Annotated in this window: 5 protein-coding genes and 1 pseudogene; 1 reads left to right on the top strand and 5 read right to left on the bottom strand. The window is 72.2% G+C overall.

Annotated features, from left to right (window positions below):
* The 5 genes and pseudogenes from FRW57_RS16600 to FRW57_RS16620 all read right to left on the bottom strand — a co-directional run.
* Positions 1-218: pseudogene (locus FRW57_RS16600) on the bottom strand (hypothetical protein); the annotation flags it as partial.
* A gap of 171 nt (positions 219-389) precedes the next feature.
* Positions 390-1,982, bottom strand: a complete 1,593-nt coding sequence (locus FRW57_RS16605; protein WP_137119833.1) for a succinic semialdehyde dehydrogenase — start codon at positions 1,980-1,982, stop codon at positions 390-392.
* A gap of 86 nt (positions 1,983-2,068) precedes the next feature.
* Entirely contained in the window at positions 2,069-3,190 is a 1,122-nt protein-coding gene (locus tag FRW57_RS16610; RefSeq protein ID WP_137119834.1) for a GuaB3 family IMP dehydrogenase-related protein, read from the bottom strand.
* A 57-nt stretch (positions 3,191-3,247) separates the two neighbouring features.
* A complete protein-coding gene (gene guaB, locus FRW57_RS16615; protein ID WP_152186521.1) occupies positions 3,248-4,774 on the bottom strand; it encodes an IMP dehydrogenase in 1,527 nt (508 codons plus the stop codon).
* A 52-nt stretch (positions 4,775-4,826) separates the two neighbouring features.
* A complete protein-coding gene (locus tag FRW57_RS16620; protein WP_152186522.1) occupies positions 4,827-5,153 on the bottom strand; it encodes a hypothetical protein in 327 nt (108 codons plus the stop codon).
* Positions 5,154-5,187: 34 nt separating this feature from the next.
* Between FRW57_RS16620 and FRW57_RS16625 the strand changes: the two genes are divergently transcribed.
* On the top strand, positions 5,188-5,457 hold a 270-nt coding region (locus FRW57_RS16625; RefSeq protein WP_203230378.1), incomplete at its 3' end, for a hypothetical protein.

Here is a 5,457-nt window from a genome sequence, read left to right on the forward strand (position 1 = left end):
GGCTGCTGCGACGGCGTGCTGTCCGGCGCGTCACTCGCGGCGGCCTGCGCCGCGGTGCCGCCGGCCTGGGGCGTGCCGGGTCCGCGGGACATGCAGCTGGCGAGCAGGACGATCAGGACGACGACGAGGACCAGCGCCGAGACCGCTACCCGTCGCCGACGGACGTGGACGGCTTCCTGACTGATCTGCACCGGCTGCTCCCGGGTCCTCGCGGTCACTGGTCTGGTCGTGGAACCGCGCACCAGCGTACGGCCCGGCGGCCCGACCCTCGTGGAGGCACACCGGGGCGACCGCCCGTGCGCAATCCGCGGACCCGTGAACAACGCACGGCACCACCGGTCAGACACGTGCGCAATCCGCGGACCCGTGAACAACGCACCAGGGGCGACTCAGCGCAGGCCGAAGCGCTTCATGGCGCGAAGTGCCGCGGTGAGGACGTCGGCGAACCGGGCGTCGCTCATCCCGAGCACGGGGGCCACCGGGAGCAGCCGCTGGACGGTGACGTTCTGCGACTCTGTGTACTTCAAGATCCCCTCCGCGCCGTGCCGCCGGCCGAGCCCCGACGACTTCAGCCCGCCCATCGGCGCGCCGAGGCTGCCCCACGCCGCCGCGTAGCTGTCGTTGACGCTGACCGTGCCGGCCTGGATCGACGCCGCGATCGCCCGGCCACGCCGCGTGTCCTTCGTGCAGACGACGGCGTTCAGCCCGAACTCGGAGTCGTTGGCGAGCCGGATCGCCGCCTCGTCGGAGCCGGCCCGGTAGACCGCGACGACCGGGCCGAAGGTCTCCTCCCGCGCGCAGGCCATCTCGGGAGTGACGTCGTCGAGCACGGTGGGCTCATAGAAGTAGGGCCCGAGATCGGGCCGGGAACGACCGCCGGTCAGGACCCTGGCGCCCTGGCGGCGTGCGTCCTCGACGTGTGCGGTCACCCGCCTGAGCTGGTCGGCGCCCACCAGGCTGCCCAGCTCGGGCCCGTAGGCCAGGTCGGCCGACATGCGCAGCGCCCTGGTGGCGGGCACGAAGGCGGCGAGGAACTCGTCCGCGATCGACTCGTGCAGGATCAGCCGTTCCACGGAGACGCACAGCTGTCCGGCGGAGGAGAAGCAGGCGCGCACGGCGCACGCCACGGCCCGGTCCAGGTCGGCGTCCGCCGCGACGTACATGGGGTTCTTGCCCCCGAGCTCGAGGGAGGCACCGACGAGCCGCTCCCCGGCGTCCCGAGCCACCCCTCGGCCGGTCTGCGTCGACCCGGTGAAACAGACGTAGTCGGCGCGGTCGAGCACCGCCTTGCCGACCGTCGGCCCGTCGCCGAGGACGACCTTGAGGACGCCCTCCGGCAGGCCTACCGCGTCGAGCAGCGCCACCGCCTGCAACGCGGTCAACGCGGCCTGGGTGTCCGGCCGCAGCACCGCGGTGTTGCCGGCGATCAGGGCCGGGATGAGGTCGGTGATCGACATGGAAAGTGGGTAGTTCCAAGGGGATACGAAGCCGACCACTCCTCTGGGCTGGTGCAGCTCGACCGCCTGGCTCAGCACCGGCAGGGCCCCGGCACGGCGTCGTGGCCGCAGGTAGCCGGCTGCCCGGCGCGCGTAGTGCCGACAGACCATCGCCACGTCGGCGATCTCCTCGAACGCGTGCCGGCGCGCCTTGCCCGACTCGAGCTGGATCAGGTCGAGCAGCTCGGTCTGTCGCTCCAGCACGAGGTCGTGGAAGCGCAGGAACACCTGGGCCCGCCGCTCGAGCGGCGTGCGGGACCACGCCCGCGCGGCCGACCTCGCGCCCTGGTAGGCGACCTCGACGTCGTCGGGCGTGGACATCGGCAGGTCGGCCAACGGTGCACCCGTCATGGGCGTGCGCGTCTGCATCCGGGGCGGGCGCGCCGCGCAGACGACCCGGTCGGTCAGCCGCCGGACCAGGGCGGGGTCGATGGCATACGTTGCAGTCGGGTCGGTCTCGGGGTCGACGAGCGTCTCGGGGGCCATGGGTCGAGAGTATGCCGAGCGGCGCGCTCCGGACAGTGCCGCAGCCGACGCGCGGCTCGGCAGAGCGGCGCGACCCGGGCGGCTGGTCAGCTGCGCTGGTAGGGGGCGATGACGATCTCGACCCGCTGGAACTCCTTGAGGTCGGAGTAGCCGGTCGTCGCCATCGCCCGCTTCAGGGCACCGACGATGTTGGTGGTGCCGTCGGCGCTGCGGCCGGGTCCGAGCAGGATCTCCTCGAGCGAGCCGACGGTGCCGACCTCGACCCGCTCCCCGCGCGGCAGCTGGTGGTGGTGCGCCTCCGACCCCCAGTGGTAGCCCTGCCCGGGCGCCTCGGTCGCCCGGGCGAGGGCGGCCCCCATCATCACCGCATCGGCGCCGCAGGCCACCGCCTTGACCACGTCGCCGGAGGTGCCCATGCCGCCATCGGGTATGACGTGCACGTAGCGGCCGCCCGACTCGTCCATGTAGTCGCGCCGGGCCGCCGCGACGTCGGCGATCGCCGAGGCCATCGGGGCGTGGATGCCAAGGGTGAGTCGGGTGGTGTGTGCCGCGCCGCCGCCGAACCCGACGAGCACGCCGGCGGCACCGGTGCGCATGAGGTGAAGCGCCGCGGTGTAGGACGCTGCGCCGCCGACGATGACGGGGACGTCAAGCTCGTAGATGAACCGCTTGAGGTTGAGCGGTTCGGCGCGGCTGGAGACGTGCTCCGCGGAAACTGTGGTGCCCCGGATCACGAAGAGGTCCACACCAGCCTCCACCACGGTCTTCCAGAACTGCTGGGTCCGCTGCGGCGACAGCGCGCCGGCGACGGTGATGTCGGCGTCCCGCAGGGTGCGGAGCCGCTCGGTGATCAGCTCCGGCTGGATCTCGGCGGAGTAGAGCTCACGCATCCGGGCCGTCGCGTCGGCGGTGTCGAGGTGGGCGATCTCCTCCAGCAGCGGCGTGGGGTCGCTGTAGCGGGTCCACAGGCCCTCGAGGTCGAGCACCGGCAGGCCACCGAGCCGGCCGAGGGTGATGGCGCTCTCGGGCGAGACGACCGAGTCCATCGGGGCGGCGAGCACCGGCAGCTCGAAGTGGTAGGCGTCGATCTGCCAGGAGACGGAGACCTCCTCGGGGTCGCGGGTGCGCCGCGACGGCACCACTGCGATGTCGTCGAAGGAGTAGGCCCTGCGGCCCCGTTTGCCGCGTCCGATCTCGATCTCGTTCACGCCGGACAGGCTACCGGTCAGCTGCCGGGGTCCGGGATCCAGCCGAGGCGGGTGTTGTCACCGCCGCGTGTAGTTGGGCGCCTCGAGGGTCATCTGGATGTCGTGCGGGTGGCTCTCCTTGAGACCAGCCGAGGTGATCCGCACGAACCGGCCGCGTTGCTGCAGCTCCGGGATGGTGTTGGCCCCGACGTAGAACATCGACTGGTGCAAGCCACCGGTCAGCTGGTGCACGACGGCGCCGAGCGGGCCGCGGTAGGGCACCCGCCCCTCGATGCCCTCGGGCACGATCTCGTCGTCGCTGGAGACATCGGCCTGGAAGTAGCGGTCCTTGGAGAAGGACTTCTTGCCCCGCGACGCCATCGCGCCCAGGGAGCCCATGCCGCGGTAGGACTTGAACTGTTTGCCGCTCACCAGGACCAGCTCGCCCGGCGACTCCTCGCAGCCGGCCAACAGCGAGCCGACCATGACCGTGTCGGCCCCCGCCACGAGGGCCTTGGCGATGTCGCCGGAGTACTGCAGCCCGCCGTCGCCGACCACCGGGACCCCGGCCGGCTTGCACGCCAGTGACGCCTCGTAGATGGCGGTGACCTGCGGGACACCGACGCCCGCGACCACCCGGGTGGTGCAGATGGAGCCCGGACCCACGCCGACCTTGACGCCGTCGACGCCGGCGTCGACCAGCGCCTGCGCACCCGCTCGGGTGGCGACGTTGCCTCCGAGGACCTGGACGTGCCGGGTCGCCGGGTCCGACTTGAGCTTGCGGATCATGTCGAGCATCAACCGGGCGTGACCGTTGGCGACGTCGGGCACGAGCACGTCGACGCCCGCCTCGACCAGGGTCGTGGCCCGGTCCCAGGCGTCACCGAAGTAGCCGATCGCCGCGGCCACCAGCAGGCGGCCGTCGGCGTCCTTGGACGCGTGCGGGAACTGCTCCGACTTGACGAAGTCCTTGACCGTGATCAGGCCGGCCAACCGCCCGTTGGCGTCGACCAGCGGCAGCCGCTCACGCTTGTGCTGGCGCAGCAGCGCCGTCGCCTCCTCACGGCCGATGCCCTCGTGGCCGGTGACCAGTGGCATCGGGGTCATGACCTCGCTGACCTTGGTCGTGGCCCACTCCGCAACCGGCGTGAACCGCAGGTCGCGGTTGGTGCAGATGCCGATCAGGCGGCTGTCCACGTCGACGACCGGCAGGCCCGAGACGCGGTAACGGCCGCAGATCTCGTCGAGGTCCTCCAGCGTCGCGTCCGGCCCGATGGTGACCGGGTTGGGGATGATGCCGGTCTGGGTCCGCTTGACCATGTCGACCTGGTCGGCCTGGTCGGCGATGGAGAGGTTGCGGTGCAGCACACCGATGCCGCCCTGGCGTGCCATCGCGATGGCCATCCGCGACTCGGTCACCGTGTCCATGGCCGCCGACAGCAGCGGCACCCGCACCGACAGCTCGCGGGTCAGCCGCGAGGTGGTGTCGACCTCACTCGGGATGACATCGGTCTCGCCGGGCTGCAGCAGGACGTCGTCAAAGGTCAGACCGAGGGTGGCGAAGGGAGCGGGGACTTCCGGGATCGAGACGGGGGCGTCGCTCATTGCTCGATTCTATGGCCCCGGCCGGAGCGGACTGCACACGCCTCGACGGCTGTCACTGCCCGGCCTGCCGCGAGCCGGCGCCCTCTCTCGCGGGAGCAGGGTTGGTCGCCTTCGCACCGTTCAACGCAGTCGACACCTCTGCCGGCCACCCGTTCGCCTGCACGGACGCGGGAGCCGAGGCCAGCCGGGTGGACCGGAGGCCGTGCGGAGGGTCGACCAGGCGGGCGAACCGCCGCTCGCTCAGGTCGTGCCGCCCCAGCACCGGCTCCCAGAGGCTCGTGGCCACGGGGTCGAGCGCCTGACTGGTGCGCTTGACCGGCAGCGTCTGGTCGAGCTGCCCGCTCTGGAGGGTCGGGTCCGCCGAGTCCGCCGAGCTCACCGACGGGCTCGGTCCAGCCACCAGCGAGCTCGCCGTGGGCTCACTCGTCGCCGGCGAGGCGGTCGTGCGGCTCGGGTTGGGTGTGGCGGTCGGCCGGCTCGACGTGGTCGTGGTGGACCCGGCCGGAGGTGGCGTGGTCGTCCCTGCGCTGGTCGTGCCCGGCGAGGTCGACGCGGTGGTGGGGGGCGGAGGTGTCGTGACCGACTCGCCCGGCACCGGCGTGGTGGTCGACGGCGTCGGCAGGGCTGACGGGTCGGACAGCGACGGGCTCACCGGCGGCACGACCGGGGCGGCAGGAGCCCGG

Origin of the sequence: Segeticoccus rhizosphaerae (genome assembly GCF_009192725.1) — a bacterium.
Taxonomy (GTDB): domain Bacteria; phylum Actinomycetota; class Actinomycetes; order Actinomycetales; family Dermatophilaceae; genus Segeticoccus; species Segeticoccus rhizosphaerae.

Excerpts from the sequence above, each read along its gene's own strand:
- FRW57_RS16605 (WP_137119833.1), bottom strand. The coding sequence starts at position 1,982 with ATGGCCCCCGAGACGCTCGTCGACCCCGAGACCGACCCGACTGCAACG.
- guaB (WP_152186521.1), bottom strand. The coding sequence starts at position 4,774 with ATGAGCGACGCCCCCGTCTCGATCCCGGAAGTCCCCGCTCCCTTCGCC.